Raw genomic sequence first — 21,522 nt, 5'->3', positions numbered from 1 at the left:
CTTACTCTTTATCACCTTGCGTCTTAGCTAACTCATCTAACATGGCTTCTAATTCATCTAATTCATCCGCTGCAATTAACTTACTATCTGAAAACATAGCGATTGGCAGAGGCTCATCCAACTCCATAATTTGCTTTGCAAACTCTTGGGCATAAAGTGCGAGAGTCGGTACCTTAGCAAGGACAGCTGAGTATATTTTTTTATTGCCTTGCATTTGCTCGGCGAGATAACCCTTTTCACACATTCTCTCTAGGGTTTTTCGAGTTGATGAATAGCTCCAGCTGAGCTTTGATCCTATTTCTGTGTGAATTTCTTTACCCGTTCTTGGCTGTTCACGCCAAAGGATCTTTAAAACGATTAGTTCGGTTGAGTTTGGTTTCATTGTTTTTCTCACAACTGCGACACATGTCACACATTAACAAACAAAAAAGTGCGACACAAGTCGCATATTGTGCTTTTTTAATTTTCACCACGAAAAATGGCGACATTATCAACAGCACTTATACTTCAAGTTGATATATAAAAAATGAGTTATCTGTAGTGCTAGAGCTAATTAATATTCGCCATAAATTATGGCTGCTAATTGTGTTTCCCATCATTGCGCTTGCCTTACTGCTTGGATATGCTTTTAACCGTTACGCTCACCTTGAGTCAGAAGTAGAATCTCTATACGCCGATCGTGTTGTGCCGCTTATTCAAATAAAAAAAGTATCAGATCATGGTGCGATTCAGATTGTCGACATACTTCATAAGTATCGTGCAGGGCTGGTCTCCAAAGACGAGGTGCTGGTGCAAATAGCAGATGCTACTCGGGTCATGAACGACGCCTGGCAAAGCTATCTAAACACATATTTGGTGACGGCGGAGCAAGTCAAAGTTGAACTCATTGAGTTCCAACTGCAGGCCGTATTTACGCATATTGCCACGCTCCAAAGCGCGATAAATCAAGGGACATTTTTAGCGATTCCACAAAATCAGTTTGTTACTGCACTCTATGAAAAGTTCGATCCGTTAACTTCGTCACTACAAGCTCTCACCGAGGTACAAAATGACGTCGCACTCAGTATTGTGGAGCAAACCGAGCAACAATTTAGCCAACTAAAGTTGTTGCTCATTATTTTTTCTGTGATTGTATTGGTGAGCTTAATCGCCGTTGGCTTCGCTTTATATCGCTCTATTCAACATCCAATCAATCATATTCGCTCGCAAATCAACCACATTATTGAGAGCTCGAGTCTCGAAAAACGTATCGACATTGATAATCACAATGAATTGACTGATGTTAGCCTTGCCATCAACCAGCTCCTTAGCCACATCCATGTGATCCACCAGCAACTGGTAGAGGCGGAAAAATTATCGAGCCTAGGTAGCTTAGTTTCAGGATTGGCTCACGAGGTAAATACCCCACTTGGCGTCTCAATTACCGCGGTGTCGTCCTGCCAAGAGCAAGTGGATGTGATGGAAACCGGCATGAAAACTCAGCGTTTGTCGCACGCTGAGTTTTTAGAAATTATGGCAGCATTGGATTCTGGGTTGTCTATCGCAGAGCGAAATCTCGGCAAAACGGCAAAGCTAGTACAAGAGTTCAAGAATATCTCCGCAGAGCAAGAAACTGACGTCGAGCAACTTGTCGACCTAGAAGCAGTTATTCGCGATTATTGCGAACAAACGGCACGTTTCCAGTTAAAGATGCGCGTTGAATTTAGCGCAACAGGAAAACTGGAACAACTGGTCAAAATCAACGTTAAGGCGCTACAGCAAATCTTGTTGCAGCTGCTAGAGAATGCCCGAGTGCATGGTTTTAGTAATGATAGCGACACCCAGCCGTTTGCCGCTGTTCGTTTAGAGATCACTGACAATAAAATATTTATTCGAGTCAAAGACGAAGGCATCGGTATGAGTAATGAGGTCCTAAACCGGATCTTCGAGCCCTTTTACACCACAGCTCGCCAACATGGTCATGCCGGGCTTGGACTTTCCGTCACCTATAATCTCGTCAAAAAACATTTAGAAGGTGACTTAAAAGTCAATTCCAAAGCCGGAAATGGCACCACTTTTACCATCTTGTTGGCGAACAAAACGTTGGCACAAACCGCCTAACCAACTTGTGCCCTCATAGCATACTTAACGAGTGACAAAACCTCCGTTAACAAACAAAGTTTGCCCAGTCGTCCAGCGTGATTGCTCCGACGCAAGATAAAGCACCGCAGGGGTAATATCGTCTACTTGCCCTAGTCGGTTCATTACACTTGCAGACTGCAAATAATTAATGGTTTGCTCGTTTTCTTCGCCACGGAAAAAGTCAGTGTCAATTGGACCTGGTGCAATAGTATTGACGGTCACTCCTCGATGTCCGATTTCCTTTGCCAGCGCACGAGTGAAATGCTCAAGTGGTGCTTTTGAGCCAGCATAGAGTGCATAATTTCCAGTAAATGCTGCCAGCAGCGAAGTGCCCATATTAATGATCCGACCATTATCACGAATATGTTTAGCGGCTTCTTGCATCACAAAAAATGCCCCTTTACAGTTGATCCCAAATAGCCTGTCAAAATCTTCCTCGCTATATTCAACAAACGGTTTTTTGCTGATAGTGCCGGCATTATTGATAACGATATCTACGCCGCCAAACTCACTAATAATATGCTCAAATATATTCATTACTTGCGCTTTATTGCTGACATCTCCGTGTACTAGCGTCGTCCTAACACCCAGCGCTTCAACTTCCTTCTGGGTTTCAAATGCTTGTAGTTTAGAATGGGCACTATGATAGTGAATAACAAGATTAGCGCCTTGCTTTGCCAGCGCAATAGCAAAATCCTTCCCCATATTTTTGGCTGACCCAGTGATAAACGCAACCTTACCTGTTAATTGCTTAGACATACCTATTTCTCCTACTTGAAATATTCAATCGACTTTTAGTGTAGCTAGGTGAAAGGGATACAGGTATAGTGATTTTAGTCATTTACTAATTGCATTTTTTACATCCGCTATGAAATCGATTACTGAAGAAGATTTATTTGTTCTTACCGTTGAATCTGGCAGCCTCAAATCTGCGGCTGAAGTGATAGGTACCGATCCCTCCTCGGTAAGCCGAAAGCTCGCAAATTTAGAAAGTCGATTAGGAGTAAAACTTTTACAGCGCTCCACTAAACAAACAGCTGCAACTGAGGTTGGGCTTGAGTACTATAAAGGTGTAAAACAATTACTTGATGAAAAAAGGGAATTAGAAGAGTCGATTTCAGGCACCTCAGCACTGCCTTCTGGGACATTGAGGGTTGCAGCTCCACACGACTTCGCCGAGCGCTTCATTGCTCCTGTGGTACAAACCATGATAACCACCTATCCAGATCTCAATATCGAGTTACTGCTCGGCAGTCATTTCGAAGATCTCAAGGCTAAACAAATCGATATTGCAATTAGGATTGGCAAACTGGATGACTCCTCCTTGATCTGCCGACAACTAGGTCATGTACCACGGGTCTTGGTGGCCTCTAAATCGTATATTGAACGCATGGGGCAACCACAACGCTTTAGCGATTTAAGCAAACTGGACTTTATCTTTTACAATAAACCTAAACTTGATAATCAGCTCATTCTCGGTAAAGGCCTGCACCGTGAAGCCGTTGCGGTAAGTGGTAAACTCATCGCCAACAGTGTTGCAGTGCTAAAAAATTGGGTAAACGCTGGCCTTGGTGTGCATTACGGGCCGCTATGGGCATTTAAAGATGAATTAGCTATGGGCAGTTGTGTACAGCTACTACCTGAACTACACGATGAAAGTTATCCTATTCACGCACTGTACTTGTCGAAGCAATATACTCCCGCAAAGGTACGGGAGTTTGTTGAGCTATTGACTTCAACCTATCAGCAATACCGCTTCGATTGAATCAAACTAACCTATTTCAAACGAAGTTACCCCGAACACTCGCGTTAATGGCAAATCTGGGCGTTCAGCGGTGTACATTCTTGCGGTTTCAAAAGAAAGTGACATCTTGTACTTTTGTGCAAGCGCAACAGCAGCTGCATTTACTTCTGGCACATCCAAATAAATGGCCTCAGTTGCTGATACCTTGGACCTAAGCGCTAAGAAGAGTGTTTCTGCAAGTTCTACGTTATCAGCGTAAAGAGGGCCTATTTTATAGCCGACGTGACAAGGACGGATCACACCTATGGCTACAAGTGTGTCATCCTGTTTAATGCCTAAAGCGTGGCAGTTTGGCTGGTTAATCCAAGCGTCAACAAAGGCTACTCTTTTGGCTGGGAAAAACACACTGTCGTAAGCAATGACCTCTTCTATCGGTAATCTTTCAAGTGCCACTAAGTTTGTGCAATCAGGCGTTTCGCCGCCACCCACTCCTTCATAGCGAATATTACGATAGGCGAGCTTAAAACCCGATTTTTTGTAATTCTCTTGCTGCGCCACCACTCCATCCAGTGCGACGTTACAACCAGCTAAATATTGAAGTCCAGCCTGCCAAATCTGCATCCCATAACCCTGACCTCGATATTCTGGTTTAACAATATAAAAGCCTAAAAAACCAAATGAATCATCGTACTTAACCACCGAAATCGAAGCGATAGGTTCATCGCCTAGATAGCCAATTAAAAAGCCATTCGGATCGGCCTGATAGTAGCACCGTGCGTCGCTAAGCCCAGGGTTCCACCCTTCTTGCAGAGCCCACTTTGCTGCAATTTCTAATTCAGTTAAATCCATTACTTTTATTTTAAATGTTCTATTTTCCATGGCGTATCTACTTTTCTCACCTGATGTAGTTTGTATTATAGCGGACAATCCAGCACTGCAATGGCCCTATCATAAGCATGATAAGCTACAAATTTGGAGAAAATATAAAGGACAGGCACGCTGCCGCCCGAACAATTATTATCACTGATTGATTTTCCACACACATCGCTATATGGTGTGCACCAAATATAAGCCTAACGTATTAATTACCAAAAAATAAACCATAAAAAGGAGTTATTTTATGGCCCTCTACATTAAAGATTCGGCAGTCACATGCTCTGCGACAAAAGTGTTACAAGCGACTGATTTTTACAAACCATTCCCAAGCAGCCAAGATGTTGCGTTTAATGACACTCAGCTATTACCAATAGGACTACTTGCCTATTCAAAGTTAGACGTAAACAGCGATGATAATGTGCTTATCGCATTACCGATTTCTATGGAGATTTTTGATGGCGACCTTCCTTATATCTCCTACTCACTGACAGACAATGGGTGGCAGGTTGACGCTCACAACGTTGACAACCTAAGTGAAGAGAAGGAGGATTTTGAAGACTATAGCGAATACCATCAGCAAGCAGCCAGCTTCTACGCCAAACATCAACGACTTAACTACTCTCTTGACGAAAACGAAGAAAGCGATCCGCTCTTTGAATTCGGTGGCCAACCCATACTCGGTTGCAATTGGGACGCCTATTTGTGGGATGAAGAAGGTGATGACGAAACGCGCTATTTTGACGCTATGGAAGAGCAAAGTGGCGAGAATTACAGCCACTACTCCACTCGTGAAATTGGCTTTTTTGATGAAGAGCACGGTGTAGATTTTACTTACCTTGGTACTTTCTGCTTCTCCACTTATTTTGAGGGTGGTGGTGAAGGGATTGTTTTTTATAGTGCTAAACACAAGAGAGTATTGGTTATCGCCGAGTTTTCTTAAGTTCAATTAAATTCTCTCAAGGCACGATAACGGAAGTCGCCGTGCCTTTTCATTCTCTGTTGGGTCAGGTCAACAACAACCCTAAGCAAACTTTAAGTGAACCGATACACCCGTTTCGCCACTTTCAATCATCACCTTTACAGAAAACTTCTCACAAAGACGCTTTACTAGCGATAAGCCAATGCCAGTACCTAAACTATTAGGACCCCGCATGCCAGACTCAAAGGCTTGTTCATTTGCCGTAAAGGTCTGTGGTAACCCTTGCCCATTATCTGCAATCGTTAGTGTATTATCTCGATAACGAATATGGATTTGCTCACCTTGGCTATGATGTACAGCGTTCTGTAACAGGTTTTGCACTACCAATCTTAGCTCCTGCGTGGCCATAGGAACAAATACATTGCCGGGTAAGTCAATACTTAGGACTTTATGCTCAAACAGCACTTGGTTATTAATAATGCAAGCTTCAATCACGGATTGTAAATTAGTCTGCTCCGGTGTATCGGCTTTTTCCCGGGCAAGGGCAAGTAGCGCCTCTAGTGTTAGCTGCATCTGCTGGTCAGACTCCACTATCCTTGCCACCAGCTCTTGCTGTTTACTGTTTAACTCGGTGTGGTTGAGTAAACTAACCGCCCCTTGGGAAATGGTGACAGGTGTTCTCAATTCATGGGAAATATCTCTGGTAAATTGGCGTTCACGCTCAACGAATGCTCGAATACGAGCAAGGGCTGATTCTAGCGTTTGTGCAAATTTACCAATTTCATTTTGCGAAAACTGAGATGCAAAATTGGTCGGGAGGTTTTCAACGGGACTTGCCTCTACAATTACCATAAGCTCATCCAAAGGTTTAAGTAATTTTTTTGCCAGCTTTACCGTACCGAGCGCTAGCAATAGCGCTATTACTAATCCAATCACCAATAAGGTCAGTGAAAAACCAAGCATCAAGCCTCGCAGTTCGCGCACCACAAGATGGCCGCTTACTTCAGCAAGCAATATGTCTTGTCCACGGTCATGCTTGTTTAGAAAGGCGATATGATAATGTTTACCCTCCTCAGCACTAAACTCTTTGCGGTTTGGTTCCTCAGCGAGTAGCGTTCTTACCACCGCGGGTAAAGTGTCGGTTGTAGGATGAAATGTGACGAAGTCAAAATGCGGTTCTGGTGTCTCGTTATTGACGATTTGAAGCGCTATCTGCTTTCTTTCATCTTCTAAAATTTGATAAAAAAAGCTGTCTTCTATGATGTAGCTAAAAAGCAAAGTGATCAGTGAAAATAATACACTGAGCAGTACTACAATAGAGACAAAGTAGGTGATGATGCGGTTTCTTAGTTGTTTTGTTTTCATTTTTCTCAGTTGCAATTTCAGCTATAAATCCAGCACTAAGCCAACGCTGTGAATGGTTTTAATAATGGCAGTTGGAAATGGCTTATCTACCGCTTTACGTAATTGGTAGATATGTGACCGTAAAGAATCCGAGTCAGTGCCCTCCTCGCCCCAAATACGATCAACAAGCTCACTCTTTGATACCGCTCGAGGATAACTTTCCATCAAAATTTTAAGAATATTGAACAATATTGGTGGTAACACGAGTGCAGTCTCACCCCGCGTTACCGTTTGATTTTGGTAATTGAGCGTAACCTGTTTATCTGCGTTCCCCACGCTAAGTGTTCTTGCAGCAGGTGTGGGATTTAATCGGCAAGTTAATGCGCTGACTCGAGCTGCTAGCTCCTCTAGCGAAAAAGGTTTGGTGAGGTAATCATCCGCACCCTGCGCAAATCCTGCTAATTTATCGTCCAAAGTATCTCGAGCAGTTAACATGATGATGGGAATATGTCTGTCGGCTTGAAGCCTTAATCGCTGACAGACCTCAAGCCCTTCAATATCTGGCAGCATAATATCTAAAATAATACAGTCAAAATATTGCGTTAATGCAAGCTCACAACCCTGCTCTCCCGTATAGGCAAAGTCCAAACTATGCCCCTGCATATCAAAGTAATCGGCTATATTACTTGCAATCGCGGGGTTGTCCTCAATCACTAAGATATTGAGTTGTGAGCTTGTTTTCATTAATACCAACCTTGTAGTTTTTTGTAGTAGCCTTCAGGCAAGAGATGCCCACCTTCAATGACTACATGATGTTTTTTAACACTCGCAATGGCTTCAAATAATGCTTCATTCTCACGCTCGCTGGCGTATTCATCGTCATCCGCCGAGACCAACCACACCTTGGGAGAATCAACTGCCGTCGCAAAGTTTTTAATCGCCACTCGTGCCACAGCGTTAGTCAGGTAAGGCGGCACAATTGATAATACATTATCTACTCGTTTATCCAGCGCCGCTAGAATTAAACTGATTTGACCTCCCATGCTATATCCCGCAACACTGATTTGGTCTTGATCAAATTGCGGTTGGGTTGTAATCCAATCAAGCAGTACCCTGTGATCTTTTACCGAATCAATAATTAACTTTTCGTACGGCTCGCGCTTGCCCCACCAATCTAAATCATGCATAACTTCAATAATATTATGCTCAAGATTTTTACGCTTACCATGATTCCTCGAATCAATAGCAACCACTGCATACCCATTTGCTAGTGCCATTTTGGTAAGCTCATCCGTTTGCTCAAACGTATCACGCCCCTTAAAGCTCTCTTGTATCCAGCGTACATCACTTCGGCCCATACCGTGGACACCCACCATAACGGGCATTGGTTTAGTCGCGTCGTAATTACTTGGGTAGAGAATATGACCATTGACTTTATCGCCATCAAACGTCGTGTACTCAAGCGCAAAGTGATTGGTTTTTAATGGCGAAAGATTTACCTCCACCGCCTTTTGCTCATAGCTATATATTTGCGTTAATTCCTCCGGCGTAACGCTGTATGGCTTTAATCCAAACACTGCATACCAAACAGCGGCAACGCCTGCAATAATTCCAGTAACTACTAACATTGTTTTTCTCCAGTTTTGCTTAACCATAAACTTTCTCTTTTAGTGCAATCAGATTCTCTGCCGTACCATGCTTTTTAAGCGCTGCTTCTAATGTGGACTTTGCACCAGACATATCATTTAGTTTGAGCTGTGCATTTATTAGTGCTTCGTACAGCATGGGGTGATCGATATCTGCAAGGGTTAATTGCATCAACTCAACGGCCACGGCAAGTTGATGAGCAGTTTGCGCATGCTGCGCTTGATATAAACCAGAGATCCCGAGCAACATAGGATCAAACGATGACTTATCCGCTAAGTAACGCGCCTTCGCTTTGCTGCTATCTGAAAAGAACTCTTCTACCAACAAAATACTTTCATCGTCTTTGAATCGCGGTAACTCGTTTACCGTCAGACCTAGTGCCGCAACCATCGCTTTAGCAGTATCTACCGTAGAAAAAGGGTTTTGCCCTGTGATCAAATGGCCGTCAATGCTTACCTGATTCAACATTAACCCGTCTTGCACAAACGATGCACCACGTTCAATGAGTTTATCTTCAAGTAGGAATGGAAACTGTTCGGTCCATTTTTTACCAAACGCTGCTTCTTCTTCGTTAGTAAAGCCATTTACTCGCTTACCAGCGATTAAGTACTCGCCATTTTCAAGCTTTACACCTACCAATGCCGCAGGACCATGGCAAACTGCACCAATTACGCCGTTGTTAACGTAGATCTCGCGAATAATTGCCTGTAACGGCATGGAGTCATGCAAGTCAAACATTGGGCCTTTACCCCCAACCACAAACACAGCATCGTATTGCGCGGGCTCTAACTCACTCAGTCTTTTAGTGTTTTTAAGCTGCGCCATCGCAGTCGTATCATTACTGTATGCTTGATTATAGGATTTGTTCTTATCGAACTTATCTGCCAACGGTTCACCGCCCTTCGGCGAGGCTAACGTGACTTTTACGCCATTTTGTTTGAACACGGCATACGCTTTACTGAGCTCGTCAAATTCAAATCCAGGTTTGCTTAAGGTGCCATCAGCACCCATTTCGCCATAACTACTGAGCACCATGAGCACATGAGGTGTATTTTTATCTTGCGCAACCGCATTGATTGAATTTGCTGACAACGCAGCAACGAGAGATAAGGTTAATAGTGATTTGTTCATCATCCTGTCCTCGGGCCTGTTGACCCTTGTGTTGTTTTATTACAGACACTTTATGCGGACAGGTGTGAAATGGATGTGAAGTCAATTCACATGATTTAAAAAGCGAAAAACAGTTAATTATGGTGTTAAAGGCTTTGGAAATTTTGCTCTCACGTCGTCGATTAAGCGCTTGCGTGAGCTACGTTCACGCTCATGAGGCGCAAATAATGCGCTGGCCTCATCCAATAAATCGACCACTTGGTGAAGGTTGGTTAGTTCATCTGAACTCAAGTGTTCATCTCTTGCCAAATACTCATTGATGATAACGATGGCGGCTTCTTTATTTGCAATATCTTCAGGTAAACCCGTTTTAGTACAAAGTCCGTAAATACCGTCAAGGAAGTGTTGCCACTCACTTTCTAAGTGCGCGTCGATGTCTTGATCCAGCTTTGCACCTCTCGGATTAAAGCCTTGCGCTTTTAATCTATGCAGTTGGTTTTTATAACGTTTACTAAAGAGTGTAAAGGCTTGTGCTTCATCCGTTACTTGTGATACAGCACCAAGCCACACTAAAGCGCCTTGCGGATAAAATTCTAGGCAGCTTTCATCACTGTGCTCACCAAAGAAAGAATCACATTCAAGCTTTAATGCTAACTTATAGGCGGCTTTTGGCATCAAACGCTTTTCAATTAACATAGCCAATTCAAGATGGGATAACTGCGACTCGCGTAGCAAAGTCTCTTTGGTAATAAAATGCGTCTGCAGATAGGTAAGTAGCTCCATTGATTATTCCTTTGAATTAGTTAGCTTTATTTTTGCCGTGAGCGCAGTCGCGATGATAATCAAGCCAAGCAAGTTGATGTTTACGGCTATGGTTTCTAGGTTCAACTGAACCGTTAATAGCAGCCCTGATGAAAATTGGATTAGCGTATCATCGACGACTACGCCAACGGACATAAGCGCGCCGAGCACCGCTGCCCAACTTAAGGCCCTGAGTTGCTTTTGATATAACTTATACGCGACCATCAAGCATAAAAAGCTTGCTGTAAAGTCGAGGATTAACGTCAATTCCGGATGGTTAAATACACCCAGTACTGACAATACCACCCCTGCAAAGCCGGCTGCAGCTACTAAGAAAGTCGTGATTTTTGAACTGATTATGTGATGAGAGAACATTGCTTTATTATTATTAGTTGGGTTAGCAGCAGTATAACCGCTAACCCTTTGCGTAAAAAATATTATTGTACCTTTTTCACCATTTCTTCAATATATTTGATGGCAATAAATGGATCTGTTTCATCAAACAGGTGAGATGCATATTTCATGGTAATGGGCGTAACATTATCGCCAATTTCTTGCAGCTTTATTTGGGAGTCTTTTGAAGTTTGAGTATAAACATCAACATCGGCATAACTCATACCAGTAGAGCGGATAGTCACATAAGGGATCCCACGTGACAGTATAGTAACTGGCATTTTCTGGTTGATTTTGTACATCTCTGTATGGGCAGAAGCTTCTTCAAAATCTTCTAATGAATGAGTATCTCGCTCCCAGTTGATGATCCATTCCATTATCTTCCATGCTTCTTTAGACATCTTACTTTTCATATCGTGATACCAAGACTCATGAGCGATATCAATAAGTACCATCCCTTTCACTTTTTCAGGGTTTCGGTTGGCATAGGCTCTTGCAACAAAGCCACCAAAAGAGTGAGGTACAAGTACTAAATTATCCATTTTGGTGGCTTGAGTGAATGCCTCAAGCTCTTGTGTAAGCTCCAACATAGTCCGTACTCGAGGCTTTGCAAAAGTGCTTTTTCCGGTGCCTGCTCTGTCATAAAAACATAAGCGATAGCCTTTTGGCTTTATGTTATGAATGGTGTTTTTATAGGTTTCATGAGCATCAAGGCCCATACCAGCTAGTAAAAGTGCGGTAGTCTCGCCCTCTCCTTTGCAAGCATAGGCAAGTTTGTTGCCGTTTATTTCCACATATTGATAATCGTGTTCATGAACTGATTGGTTGGCGCTGGCCACTGAACTATAAGCGACGAGTCCGAGTACTGCTGATGTTATTGTTTTCATTGTCCTTTCTCATTTTTAAGTTTTCCCAATAACATACTAATTAGTTTACTCGATAAACGCAATAAAGTTTCAGAAACTTCTGAAACTTTATTAACTCAACGTATAAATGAAATAAGCTACATAGCCCATGAACAAGATATCACCTTCTCGACGACTAAGCTTAAGGTCTAAAATAAGCAAAGGCACGCAGAGCAAAGCGACATAAATAATATTGATTGTCATCGATGCAAACCTTGCGTTTTGATGGAATGTTAGCTTAAAAAACCCGAGAGTAGAATTTACTACTCCTTGTTTACACTCACTTAATTCCCGTTATAGCGCAACTAAACTAAGGGAAAGATTTGTCACTCTTGACGAGCAAAATAACTCATTAGACTGAGACTTTCTATTTGTGTCTAATGCGCGAAAATTAATGAGACCTTTCACTCAGTGAGTAGCCGCCATTGATGACGCACTGCAGACTGAACTCTAACTTACGTTAAGGAACTTGAATGACCAAATTTACCTCTTCTGAGCAAGCACGTGAATGCTACAACGTGCGCCACTGGAGCCAAGGCTTCTTTGGTATTAATGATCAGGGAGAGGTTACTGCGATGCCGAACCAACAGCAGCCACAGCACGCCGTAACTCTGACAAACATTGCACAACAAATTAAATCTGAGGGTTATACCCTACCTGCGCTAGTGCGTTTTCCACAAATCCTTGAACAGCGCGTACATAATATTGTTGGTGCGTTTAATCAGGCGATTACTGATTACAGCTACCCAGAAGATTATTTATTGGTTTACCCAATTAAAGTAAACCAACAAAAAGAAGTCATTGAGGGGCTTATCGCAAGCCAAACGGCCAGCGATAAAAAACAGCTTGGCTTAGAAGCTGGCAGTAAAGCTGAGTTACTTACCGTATTGGCGCTCAGTGAGAAAACCAGCGCAGTGATCGTGTGTAATGGCTACAAAGACAGAGAATACGTCCGTCTTGCGCTTATCGGTGAAAAATTAGGCCATCAGGTTTATATCGTTTTAGAAAAGCGTTCTGAGCTCGACATCGTGATGGCAGAAGCCAAAGCACTCAACGTTAAACCACGTTTAGGCTTACGCGTACGTTTGGCATCACAAGGTAAAGGTAAATGGCAAGCAAGCGGCGGTGAAAAGTCCAAATTTGGTCTGTCTGCATCGCAAGTCCTTACGGTTGTTAACCAATTACAGCAAGCTGACATGCTAGACGCGCTGCAACTGGTGCACTTTCACTTAGGCTCGCAAATGGCCAATATTCGTGACGTGCGCGTTGGTGTGGGTGAAGCCGCTAGATTCTACTGCGAATTACGCCGTTTAGGTGCAAACCTGTTGAATTTAGACGTAGGTGGCGGACTTGCAGTGGATTACGATGGAACGCGTAGCCAGTCGTCTAACTCGATGAACTACAGCTTAGCTGAATATGCAAACAACATCGTTTACACCGTAGGCGATACCTGTAAGCAATACAATCAGCCAATGCCAAAGATCATCTCTGAATCGGGTCGTGCGCTAACGGCGCATCACGCGGTATTAATCACCGATGTGATTGGCACCGAAAGCTATCAAGTAGAAGAGATAACTGCACCGGTAAGTGACGCCCCAAGACTGCTACACAATATGTGGACGTCTTGGCAGGCGCTCAACGAGCAGAGCGACGACCGCGCGTTGATTGAAATTTTTCATGATACGCAGGGCGACTTGGCAGAAGTACACAGCCAATTTGCGATGGGCCTATTAAGCCTTGAGCAAAGAGCTTGGGCGGAGCAAGTAAACCTACGTGTATGTTATGAGCTGAACAAGCGTATGGACAACAAAAACCGTTTCCATCGCCCAATTATTGACGAGCTCAGTGCTAAGCTCGCGGATAAATTCTTTGTGAATTTCTCGCTATTTCAATCTTTGCCAGACGCTTGGGGTATTGAACAGGTATTCCCTGTACTGCCACTCAGCGGGTTAACAGAGGCACCAAAGCGCCGCGCGGTATTGCTGGATATTACCTGTGATTCTGACGGTACGGTGGAGCATTATGTTGATGGCCAAGGTATTGAAGCCACGCTACCAGTACCAGAGTTTTGCAAAGATAAACCCTATTTATTGGGATTTTTCTTGGTGGGTGCATACCAAGAGATTTTAGGTGACATGCATAACCTATTTGGCGACACCCACACCGTTGTAGCCACATTAGATGACCAAGGCGAATTGGCGCTTGGTAATGTTGATGCGGGCGACACCGTTGCCGATATGATGCGTTATGTACACCTTGATGTTGAACAATTTAAGCGTAACTTTGCCAACCTAGTTGAAAGCAAACTACCGCTTGAAGAACGAGCTACCTGCCTAGCAGAGCTTGAAACCGGCCTTGACGGCTATACTTATTTGGAAGATTTTTAACCCATGAGCCACTTATTCGATCACACCGATCATTCTCTGTACTCCAACGGCATGACGTTTTTACGTCAGCCAATGGTACGCAATATCACAGATATTGATGCAGACGTTGTGGTACTTGGCTTGCCATTTGACTTGGCAACCTCTGGACGTCCAGGCGCGCGCTTGGGTCCAGATGCAATCCGTCGCGCATCCGTGCACTTAGCTTGGGAAAGTAAAAAATACCCTTGGTCATTTGCATTGTGGGACAAAATTAAACTTCAGGACGCTGGCGATTTCACTTACCCAGTTGGCGATCCTGAGTATTTTACTGCGCAACTCGAGCTAGCAGCTCTGCAAATTTTGCAGCAAGGCAAAACGCTATTAAGCCTAGGCGGCGATCACTTTGTGACCCTGCCACTGCTGCGTGCTCACCAGCAAATTCACGGTAAAATGGCGCTCGTACATTTTGATGCGCACACAGACACATACAGCCAAGGTTCACGCTATGACCACGGTACTATGTTCTATCATGCTCCGATTGAAGGCTTAATAAGCCCAGAGCATTCAATGCAAATTGGCATTAGAACCGAGTACACAGAGCAAGGTCATGAGTTTGGCGTGATTGACGCTATGGCAGCAAATGACTTAAGCGCCGAAGAAATAGCAGCACAAATCAAAGCACGCGTCGGCGACTTGCCCGTGTACTTAACCTTTGATATCGACTGTCTAGACCCAGCATTCGCACCAGGCACCGGCACCCCGGTATGCGGCGGCCTAACCAGCGATAAAGTGCTGAAGATTTTACGCGCACTGCAAGGACTAAACATGATAGGCATGGACGTAGTAGAAGTCTCCCCTTCCTACGACCAAAGCGAGCTCACCGCAATCGCCGCCGCCACCATCGCACACGAACTACTGCATCTGTGGGCTGTAAAGCATAAATAATCGGATGCGGGTTTGGACTAAGCCACCTTAACCAGGTGGCTTTTTTGTTTGGGGTTTGTGTTAGTGATTATGGGTGTAATTTCAAAGCTGAACAACAATAACACATCGAGTAACGATGCATAGCACCCTGCGCTTTGGCTTATTAAGTCATTCCACACAAATCTGCAGCTACTTGAGCTAGTATCTCGGACCTATTGCTAATAAATTGCTGATAGTTATCGTCAAATAAAGCATTTGGACAGTAATGAGATTGTATAATTTGGTTAATATTACCTGTCATTTTGACTCGATAAACACTGGGCTTATCACCCCCTAATTCACGATTATCAGCACGTGATATAAAGCAAAAATTTGCTAAACAATTTTCACTATATATGTCTTGAGCACTATCTCTAAGAAAAGCTTTTGGCATAAGGTGGTGGAATTCCTTTCTGTTGCAATCTCTAAGCTTTGCTTCTAGATCAATTGGCGATCCATTGATAAAATTAATTGGGGTATTTTTTGATAACATTAGAATAAAGGTTTTTGTCATAACGGAGTTCATGACAAATTTTTCGTGCTTAAATGTATCTGATGAAATCTGAGGATTTAGATTAGATAAAGTATTTTCAATGCCTTCCTTTAATTTTTTTATTTCGTCTATATCAACACCCAGATTCCGCATGGTACCATGACTATATCTCTTAATGAATGAACACCTCCAGAACCACAATACTAGTTTCTCTCTCTGGGCGTTGGAGTAATTAAACTCTCTATTTCCATCAATTGAAAAGAATACAGAAAGGGGAACTAAAATATACTTATATGGTAAGAGATCTATCGAATGCACATTGAGTTCTGTTTTAAGAAAATCCAACGCACCTTTGATTCCATTTACGACTTCACTAAATCTAGCCCTAACATCCGCTCCATTCAATAATACTAAACTTTCTGGTTTGCAGGAATTTGTAAGAACAGCTGCCGTACATCTAAGCAGCAAGCTTATATCATTAGACAATTCGGAAAAACCATATCCCTCAAGCTCTTCAATTAAATCTTCAAACTGGCCCTGTAATTGAAAATCCTCACTCCATGTCCATGCAGAGAGTAGTTGAAGAGTGTCCAAAGGGATACCTTGCCTATTTATCCGCTCAAATATAATTGCAACCTTATCTTTTTCATCAGTTCTAAATGACTGAACGGGGATTTTAGCTTCTTTGAATGTTGCCTGCACTCTATCAATTTTTTCTGCGAGCGAATCGTTCATATTTCTTGTTAGACGACGGTATTCAGCAGTGTCAAAGAAGCTATTTAGTGGAAAGTGCTTTTCTTGATCAACTTCATCTTCATTTAATGCCAAAAATTGACTTTCCTGAACATCATCTGGCAGGGAAAAATCAAAATATATATCTTTCCAGTTATCATCCTGTTGATGATAAAGTTCTGTTTGAAACACCCCAAATATAGAAGTAACCCTCTGTTGCCCATCCAGTACATAATCAATAGGGAAATCTTCTTGGGGTTCCGGCAGTTCAAACGGACCTAGTTTTCTCTCTGTTCTCAACGGTTCGTTCGTGCGCCAAAACAATAAGGAACCGAACGGATATCCTTTATAAATACTATCAATAAGAAACGCGACCCGATCAGGATCCCAAACAAACCCTCTTTGAAAAGCGGGAATTCTAATCTGCCCTCTGTAAACTGAATCCAGAATTTCTCTGATTGAGTAATTTTCCATAATTTTTTCCTAACTTTCTAACTATAAGTTTGTTGCTTAGGTATAATGACTCACAAAGTATTAACCTCCGCCTTTAGCGGGTTAGCTAAAAGCCAGAGCCATATTAATCTTCAAAATAACTATACGGAAACGCTATTCAGCTAAAAACACATATCATTACTTGTGAATACAACAAGCCAAACCAAGCTTGCCGTGCGCGTAGAGAGCACATCAAAGTGCATACAATTTATCGAAGAACTTCTCAGTACCATCAATGAAATGAGAGACCTTTTTTAGTGGTTCAAAATAAAAATAGTCCTCTATTTCATAGTCTCTATATTCTGAACTGCTGCTTGATAAATCAATATTGGATAAACGTTTATAATCATCTACAAACTTCTTATCGAGCAACCCGCTGTTATGTGCGTATAAATGCCTAAATAACATCGTTTCTTGCATAATTTTAAGCTGAGGTATTTGAAATAGTTCTACTTGAAATTCACTCTCTATCTTCGTTAATATTCCTTGGTTATGCCAAGGAAAAACTTGTTGAAATATATTTTGCTTGCTGTTTATATGATCTTTTAATTCCTTTCTAGATGAAAACCCTTTTCGGCTTTGATAATAATCCTTTAAACACATTTCAATCGTTGTTCCAAGACGAACTATTGTTGTCATGTCGTAGAATTTATCGCCATATGTTGCCTGCCACATATCAAAATATGTGTCATGATTACCAGCTATTTCCTTGATTTCTTCATCAAATTGAATGGCTTTTAATGTTTGTTCTATCTTGCGACGAATAAAGTATTCTGATTCTCTTATTCTTTTAAAGTGGTTTTTATATGACAACTTGATTTCCTTTATGCTTAACACCTTAGTATTCACGCAAGCGCAGCATGCATAATCGCAAATTGAATTGGATAGCTCCTGCACTCCCTATCCAGCAGTGTGGATTGACCTTGATATGGGTGACTTTTGTGTTTGTCCGTTTATTATCTAAAGCGGTACAACGCGACTCAATCCCTGCCTGAACAAAGTATTTATATACATTATTAAACCCACATTTTTCTAATTTGGCAAGGTGCTGTGGTTCTGTCATAACTTGTTGATAAGCTTTAGCTGGTAGATTAAATAAGATAAGAAGATAGCGCAAAAGAAAAGCCACTCCCTACATCACGCAAACACCTCAAGCGACATCCCCCCCCCTCCATCACACCCGAAAAGCGTAAGCCGATATGCAATGTGCCGACAGGGTGTCGGCCAAGTCTTGTCTGGTACAGGGACGTGCCTTACAAGACGGTTGCATTATATCGGCTTAGGGTTTGAGGATTAAGTGTGATGCTAGGGCGACGTTTTCTTGGTTCGCTCGATCGCGTCGTTTCAAAAGAATGAACGAAAAGCGCATGGATACGCTTTGATATTAAACATGGAGATTTATTTTGCTAACGGCTGGTAGCTCGAAATTTATCGTAAAGTCAGCCCGTCATCCTGACAGGTTTCGACGCCCATCCATGGGCTACGACATACTTTTCTTTGATGCCCAAAGAATCGTTGCGCAAAAGAAAGGGCACTCCCAACATCACACTGACTCCTCAAGTAAATCGCCAATATGAACGTCACCGCTGTGTAAGGGCCATCCTTGGCCCTGTCACCGCTTTTCACGCATCCATGCGCTGAAATGACTCATTGGCAATTTACTTTCGGGTGTGATGAGGGAGATACAAAGGTGCTGATAGATTCTTGTGGTGCTTGCAAACAACTATGTTGCTAATGGCTTTGTGAACAGCTAACAGGCGACTTATTCCCCTTCATCACACCCGAAAAGCATAAGCCGATATGTAATGTGCCGACAGGATGTCGGCCAAGTCTTGTCTGGCACAGGGACGTGCCTTACAAGACGGTTACACTATATCGGGTTAGGATTTGAGGATTAAGTGTGATGCTAGGGCGACGTTTTCTTGGTTCGCTCGATCGCGTCGTTTCAAAAAAATGAACGAGGAACGCGTGGATGCGCTTTGATACCAATCAAAAAAGACAATTTCAAGTTAACGTATTTAGGTCGGTCTTGTAATTTATTTTGGTTTTTTAAAGATTAAGCATGCCATCTCGCCAACAAAGCACTTGTACCAAGTATGGCCCAGTGATAATTTGCACATCACAAGGAATGAAAAGGTAATCACTGTACGTTTTAAGCACCTTCAACACAGACTTGAGACCTGAATTCATATCGCCACTTTTTTTATTTGATAAGCAGTCATGGAATATAAACAACCTAAAACACTATTCGAGCGTAGGCTTGATACGCCGGATCAAAACCTTTATCTCGTCTCCATTCAGGATGATGGGACTGTGTTATCTGCGTATGGTAGATATGCACACAATTCAGGCGCTAAAACCGTATCTTGGAATGAATTTCTTCAAGGGGATATGAATTCCCTCGTGGAAAAAACAATGGGAATAGCTGTACTTAATGAAGTGCTCGAAAAATTACGGGCGCTGCAATCATGATAAGAAAATACACTGAAGATGACATAGATACCATACTTGAAATTTGGTTGAGCGCATCCATTCAAGCACACGGCTTTATCTCAGCCGAGTTTTGGCAAGCTAATTTAGAAAATATGCGTAATATTTATCTCCCTGCTTCAGAGGTTTACGTCTACGAACTGAACTCCGACGTTGTCGGGTTTTACGCTTTACACCAAAACAGCTTAGCCGCCCTATTTGTGAAACCAAAGCGGCAGGGAAACGGCATAGGCAAACAATTGCTTACTCATGCAAAAAATCAAAGACCGATATTGATGCTTTGTGTATACAAAGAAAATCAAGCAAGCTATCAGTTTTACCTATCTCAAGGTTTTAGTGTTATCGCTGAACAAAAAGATGAACATACAGGGTATCCAGAGTACGTGATGAGTACAAAGGTTTAGTGGGTCGAATAGCGCTTCGGTTATTCGAACCTACTACACCATGATGATTATGTGCTGCTAGCGAACAGTCCAATGGCTTACGTAAAACCTGAAGACGCAGGCAACACCACTTTCCCCCACATCCGAAAGGCATCACTTCTCGGCAGGTGAACCGCCTATAAGACTGTTTACATCCTCACTCAAATTGCGTTAACCACTCTTTTAACACACTATTTAACAAGGTTTGCTGCTCTCTACTCATCCCCTTAACCAATTGGGCTTGAATGGCGATATGCGGCTCAATCAGTTTTTCAATCAGGGCGAGGCCTTCGGCTGTTAATTCCACCGTTACACTGCGGCGGTCTTCTGTACAATGCTCACGCTTGATAAGGCCTTTTGCCGCTAGCTTATCTAAACGGTTGGTCATCGCGCCAGAGGTGAGTAGCATGGTTTTAAATAGCTCTGATGGGGTTAAGCGAAATGGTTTGCCGCTGCGGCGCAAGGTAGCTAACACATCAAATTCGCCCAAATTTAAGCCGTATTGCTTGTGCAGCTTTTCAACTTCGGCTTCCATATGTTTAGCTATGCGCACTAAGCGACCCATTATCGCCATGGGCGTTGTTTCTAACTGTGGTTTTTCGCGAGCCCACTGCTCTTGTACTCTATCAATCGCATCCATCAATATTTGCCCCGACAACAAACTTTGTAAAGAAATATCTTAACATAAAGATACTTTACAAAAAGTGTTTTTAGTAATACCTTACCGCAAAGTATCTCAACATAAAGATAGTTAATGTGAATATACTCCTCGCGATGATCCCTGCATTTTTATGGGGCACCACGTACGCGGTAACACAATATACCCTCGCCGACTGGCCGCCTCTTTTACTTGGCGCTATTAGAGCGCTTCCGGCTGGGCTTATTTTGCTGGCAGTTAAGCCAAGTTTGCCAAAAAAAGCAGACTGGAAAATACTATGCGGCCTTGGGGCGATTAATATCGCGGCCTTTTTTAGCATGATTTTCGTGATGTCGTTAACGCTACCATCTGCCATATCGAGCGTGGGCATGGTGTCTGTGCCGGTATTCGCCATGCTTTACCATTGGTTGGTCAATAAGCAACGCCCAGGATTGGTGCAAGCGTTATGCGGTGCGGCGCTTATTGTGTTGGCCTGGTTGCTATTTGATCCGAGTTCACTGAGTTTAAACCCTCTTGGTTTAGCGGCAATACTTGCGGCAATAACCTGTATCGTGATCGGCAGCTCAATCACTAAGTCCCTTGGTGATCGCATGCATTGGTGGACAGTGTTAACTTGGCAACTCATTATTGGCGGCGTTATTCTCACCCTCGCATCAAGCGTTCACGGTGTGATCGCACCAGCTAAGTATATTGCAGCTTTTAACAATTTCTCGATGACCAATCTCAGCGGCATATTATGGGTTGTGCTCCTGAACACCGCACTGGGTTATAGTTTGTACGTGTGGTTACTACAACGTATGTCTGTTGTGGACTTTACCTTTGGTGGTATTGCAAATCCGATTGCGGGTATTTTGACGGGGCTGGTGCTACTGGGCGAGACGTTCACCCCGCTTCAGTATAGTTTGATGGTTGGCATGATTGTAATGCCGCTATTACCGCAAATTATCGTCACTACCCTACGAAGCCGAGCTGTGCCTGCTAAGTGTGAGGTAAACTAATCAGTTGAGCGCATAGCAATTATGCGCTCGTTCCTTTAAAAAGGCGAA

22 protein-coding genes are annotated in these 21,522 nt (G+C 42.9%); 8 read left to right on the top strand and 14 right to left on the bottom strand.

Annotated features, from left to right (window positions below; translation table 11 throughout):
* Position 1 precedes the first annotated feature (1 nt).
* On the bottom strand, positions 2-382 hold the full coding sequence (locus tag PNC201_RS07455) for a BlaI/MecI/CopY family transcriptional regulator (protein WP_010371797.1): 381 nt from the start codon (positions 380-382) through the stop codon (positions 2-4).
* 158 nt (positions 383-540) lie between these two features.
* Here PNC201_RS07455 and PNC201_RS07450 point away from each other — a divergent pair, with 158 nt between their 5' ends.
* A complete protein-coding gene (locus tag PNC201_RS07450) occupies positions 541-2,100 on the top strand; it encodes a sensor histidine kinase (RefSeq protein ID WP_102056653.1) in 1,560 nt (519 codons plus the stop codon).
* Between the two features lie 24 nt (positions 2,101-2,124).
* On the opposite strand, the gene PNC201_RS07445 is transcribed toward PNC201_RS07450, so the two are convergent.
* Entirely contained in the window at positions 2,125-2,880 is a 756-nt protein-coding gene (locus tag PNC201_RS07445) for an SDR family oxidoreductase (RefSeq protein WP_102056652.1), read from the bottom strand.
* A gap of 109 nt (positions 2,881-2,989) precedes the next feature.
* On the opposite strand from PNC201_RS07445, the gene PNC201_RS07440 reads away from it, so the two are divergent.
* Positions 2,990-3,886 carry a LysR family transcriptional regulator gene (locus PNC201_RS07440; RefSeq protein ID WP_102056651.1) on the top strand — a complete coding sequence of 299 codons (897 nt, stop codon included), beginning with the start codon at positions 2,990-2,992 and terminating at the stop codon, positions 3,884-3,886.
* 6 nt (positions 3,887-3,892) lie between these two features.
* Here PNC201_RS07440 and PNC201_RS07435 read toward each other — a convergent pair whose 3' ends face one another.
* Positions 3,893-4,744 carry a GNAT family N-acetyltransferase gene (locus PNC201_RS07435; RefSeq protein ID WP_102056650.1) on the bottom strand — a complete coding sequence of 284 codons (852 nt, stop codon included), beginning with the start codon at positions 4,742-4,744 and terminating at the stop codon, positions 3,893-3,895.
* A 241-nt stretch (positions 4,745-4,985) separates the two neighbouring features.
* Between PNC201_RS07435 and PNC201_RS07430 the strand changes: the two genes are divergently transcribed.
* Complete coding sequence (locus tag PNC201_RS07430; protein WP_102056649.1) at positions 4,986-5,681, top strand: hypothetical protein; 696 nt, start codon at positions 4,986-4,988, stop codon at positions 5,679-5,681.
* A gap of 81 nt (positions 5,682-5,762) precedes the next feature.
* Here the strand turns inward: PNC201_RS07430 and PNC201_RS07425 are convergent, their stop codons facing one another.
* From PNC201_RS07425 to PNC201_RS23620, 8 genes are all read right to left on the bottom strand, one after another.
* Positions 5,763-7,025: a sensor histidine kinase gene (locus tag PNC201_RS07425; protein ID WP_102056648.1), complete on the bottom strand. Its 1,263-nt coding sequence runs from the start codon at positions 7,023-7,025 to the stop codon at positions 5,763-5,765.
* 21 nt (positions 7,026-7,046) lie between these two features.
* Positions 7,047-7,748, bottom strand: coding sequence for a response regulator transcription factor (locus tag PNC201_RS07420; RefSeq protein WP_102056647.1), 702 nt, complete (start codon positions 7,746-7,748; stop codon positions 7,047-7,049).
* Entirely contained in the window at positions 7,748-8,632 is an 885-nt protein-coding gene (locus PNC201_RS07415; protein ID WP_233525229.1) for an alpha/beta hydrolase, read from the bottom strand. Before PNC201_RS07415 ends, PNC201_RS07420 begins: the two co-directional genes overlap by 1 nt.
* Before the next feature lie 19 nt (positions 8,633-8,651).
* Positions 8,652-9,785 (bottom strand): type 1 glutamine amidotransferase domain-containing protein, encoded by a 1,134-nt coding sequence (locus PNC201_RS07410; RefSeq protein ID WP_233525228.1) that lies wholly within the window; start codon positions 9,783-9,785, stop codon positions 8,652-8,654.
* A gap of 114 nt (positions 9,786-9,899) precedes the next feature.
* On the bottom strand, positions 9,900-10,544 hold the full coding sequence (locus PNC201_RS07405; RefSeq protein WP_102056644.1) for a DUF6058 family natural product biosynthesis protein: 645 nt from the start codon (positions 10,542-10,544) through the stop codon (positions 9,900-9,902).
* A gap of 3 nt (positions 10,545-10,547) precedes the next feature.
* Positions 10,548-10,937: a hypothetical protein gene (locus PNC201_RS07400; protein WP_102056643.1), complete on the bottom strand. Its 390-nt coding sequence runs from the start codon at positions 10,935-10,937 to the stop codon at positions 10,548-10,550.
* Positions 10,938-10,999: 62 nt separating this feature from the next.
* On the bottom strand, positions 11,000-11,842 hold the full coding sequence (locus PNC201_RS07395) for an alpha/beta fold hydrolase (RefSeq protein ID WP_045989462.1): 843 nt from the start codon (positions 11,840-11,842) through the stop codon (positions 11,000-11,002).
* Between the two features lie 90 nt (positions 11,843-11,932).
* The gene (locus PNC201_RS23620) at positions 11,933-12,064 is read right to left on the bottom strand and encodes a hypothetical protein (protein WP_266068412.1); all 132 of its coding nucleotides are present in this window, start codon (positions 12,062-12,064) and stop codon (positions 11,933-11,935) included.
* A gap of 269 nt (positions 12,065-12,333) precedes the next feature.
* Between PNC201_RS23620 and speA the strand changes: the two genes are divergently transcribed.
* Both speA and speB read left to right on the top strand, forming a co-directional pair.
* The gene (gene speA / locus PNC201_RS07385; protein WP_102056642.1) at positions 12,334-14,247 is read left to right on the top strand and encodes a biosynthetic arginine decarboxylase; all 1,914 of its coding nucleotides are present in this window, start codon (positions 12,334-12,336) and stop codon (positions 14,245-14,247) included.
* A 3-nt stretch (positions 14,248-14,250) separates the two neighbouring features.
* A complete protein-coding gene (gene speB, locus PNC201_RS07380) occupies positions 14,251-15,171 on the top strand; it encodes an agmatinase (protein WP_010604538.1) in 921 nt (306 codons plus the stop codon).
* 142 nt (positions 15,172-15,313) lie between these two features.
* On the opposite strand, the gene PNC201_RS07375 is transcribed toward speB, so the two are convergent.
* Together PNC201_RS07375 and PNC201_RS07370 are read right to left on the bottom strand one after the other, a co-directional pair.
* Positions 15,314-16,888 (bottom strand): GmrSD restriction endonuclease domain-containing protein, encoded by a 1,575-nt coding sequence (locus tag PNC201_RS07375; RefSeq protein ID WP_102056641.1) that lies wholly within the window; start codon positions 16,886-16,888, stop codon positions 15,314-15,316.
* A gap of 210 nt (positions 16,889-17,098) precedes the next feature.
* On the bottom strand, positions 17,099-17,719 hold the full coding sequence (locus PNC201_RS07370) for a hypothetical protein (RefSeq protein WP_102056640.1): 621 nt from the start codon (positions 17,717-17,719) through the stop codon (positions 17,099-17,101).
* 1,407 nt (positions 17,720-19,126) lie between these two features.
* On the opposite strand from PNC201_RS07370, the gene PNC201_RS07365 reads away from it, so the two are divergent.
* Both PNC201_RS07365 and PNC201_RS07360 read left to right on the top strand, forming a co-directional pair.
* On the top strand, positions 19,127-19,378 hold the full coding sequence (locus PNC201_RS07365; RefSeq protein WP_095727859.1) for a hypothetical protein: 252 nt from the start codon (positions 19,127-19,129) through the stop codon (positions 19,376-19,378).
* Complete coding sequence (locus tag PNC201_RS07360) at positions 19,375-19,800, top strand: N-acetyltransferase (protein ID WP_102056639.1); 426 nt, start codon at positions 19,375-19,377, stop codon at positions 19,798-19,800. Before PNC201_RS07365 ends, PNC201_RS07360 begins: the two co-directional genes overlap by 4 nt.
* A 175-nt stretch (positions 19,801-19,975) precedes the next feature.
* Here PNC201_RS07360 and PNC201_RS07355 read toward each other — a convergent pair whose 3' ends face one another.
* On the bottom strand, positions 19,976-20,458 hold the full coding sequence (locus PNC201_RS07355) for a MarR family winged helix-turn-helix transcriptional regulator (protein WP_102056638.1): 483 nt from the start codon (positions 20,456-20,458) through the stop codon (positions 19,976-19,978).
* Positions 20,459-20,574: 116 nt separating this feature from the next.
* Here PNC201_RS07355 and PNC201_RS07350 point away from each other — a divergent pair, with 116 nt between their 5' ends.
* Positions 20,575-21,474, top strand: a complete 900-nt coding sequence (locus PNC201_RS07350) for a DMT family transporter (RefSeq protein WP_199539689.1) — start codon at positions 20,575-20,577, stop codon at positions 21,472-21,474.
* Positions 21,475-21,522: the final 48 nt, after the last annotated feature.

Source organism: Pseudoalteromonas sp. NC201 (assembly GCF_002850255.1).
Taxonomy (GTDB): domain Bacteria; phylum Pseudomonadota; class Gammaproteobacteria; order Enterobacterales; family Alteromonadaceae; genus Pseudoalteromonas.
The sequence above is the reverse complement of the archived record's forward strand: the minus strand, read 5'-3'. Positions and strand labels throughout refer to the sequence as shown.